Source organism: Streptomyces sp. IBSBF 2435 (assembly GCF_036815005.1).
Lineage (GTDB): Bacteria > Actinomycetota > Actinomycetes > Streptomycetales > Streptomycetaceae > Actinacidiphila.
On sequence record NZ_JAJSYW010000380.1, the window covers coordinates 1 to 1,248 of the forward strand.

Genomic DNA, 1,248 nt, shown 5'->3' on the forward strand with positions numbered 1-1,248 from the left:
GCCGCACCCCGCCCGGCCCGCCGCCCCAGCCGCCGGATCGCGATGATCGCCGCGGTCGGCGTCCTGGCCGGCGGCGGCGCGTCGCTCGCGCTGGCCGGCACCGGCAACGCGGCCGTCGCCCCGCAGCAGCGGACGAACGCGGCGGCGCCCGCGGCGACAGGCACGGGCCTGGCCGACCCGCACAAGAAGGAGATCGCGATGGAGCTGGTCTCCTCCGCCGAGAACTCCTCGCTGGACTGGAAGGCCCAGTACAAGTACATCGAGGACATCGGCGACGGGCGCGGCTACACCGCCGGCATCATCGGCTTCTGCTCCGGCACCGGCGACATGCTGGAACTGGTCCAGCACTACACCGACCTCGAACCGGGCAACGGCCTGGCCAAATACCTGCCCGCCCTGGAGCAGGTCAACGGCAGCGACTCGCACTCCGGCCTCGGCACCGCCTTCGTCACCGCGTGGAAGGCCGCCGCGAAGGACACCGTCTTCCAGCAGGCGCAGAACGACGAGCGCGACAGCGTCTACTTCAACCCGTCGGTGAACCAGGCCAAGTCCGACGGCCTCGGCACCCTCGGCCAGTTCATCTACTACGACGCGATCGTGATGCACGGCCCCGGCGACGACTCCGTCAGCTTCGGCGGCATCCGCAAGACCGCGATGAAGAAGGCCAAGACCCCGGCGCAGGGCGGCAACGAGACCACCTACCTCAACGCCTTCCTCGACGCCCGCAAGGCCGCGATGAAGACCGAGGACGCGCACGACGACACCAGCAGGGTCGACACCGAGCAGCGCACCTTCCTCCAGGCGGGCAACCTCAACCTCGACCCGCCGCTGCGCTGGAAGACCTACGGGGACTCGTACCAGATCCTCACCCTCCCCTAACGGCGGCCTTCGCAGCGGCCGGGACGCACGCGCCGTCCTGCGTCCTGGCCGCTGCTAGGCTCCGCGCGTACGGCACAGAGGTCGGATGTCTGCGTGCCCGGAAGAGTGAGGAGCCGCCGCCCATGCTGCGCTACCAGCTGACCCACCCGACGATTCTGGCGGCCCTGGCCTCCGCGGGCCACGGCTCCCGAATCCTGATCAGCGACGGCCAGTACCCGCACACCACGGGTGCCAACCCGGCCGCCGAGCGGGTCTACCTCAACCTCGCCCCCGACCGGCTGCTCGTCACCGAGGTGCTGGCCGCGCTGACCGACGCGGTGCCCGTCGAGGCCGCCACCGTCATGTCCCCGCCCCCCGACCAGCCCGAAC

2 protein-coding genes are annotated in these 1,248 nt (G+C 71.2%); both read left to right on the plus strand.

Features of this window, described 5'->3' with window-relative positions; genetic code table 11:
- A partial coding sequence (locus V7E46_RS33540) for a chitosanase (RefSeq protein WP_443054435.1) occupies window positions 1-879 on the plus strand: 879 nt, incomplete at its 5' end.
- Between the two features lie 122 nt (window positions 880-1,001).
- A partial coding sequence (locus V7E46_RS33545) for an RbsD/FucU domain-containing protein (RefSeq protein ID WP_333771926.1) occupies window positions 1,002-1,248 on the plus strand: 247 nt, incomplete at its 3' end.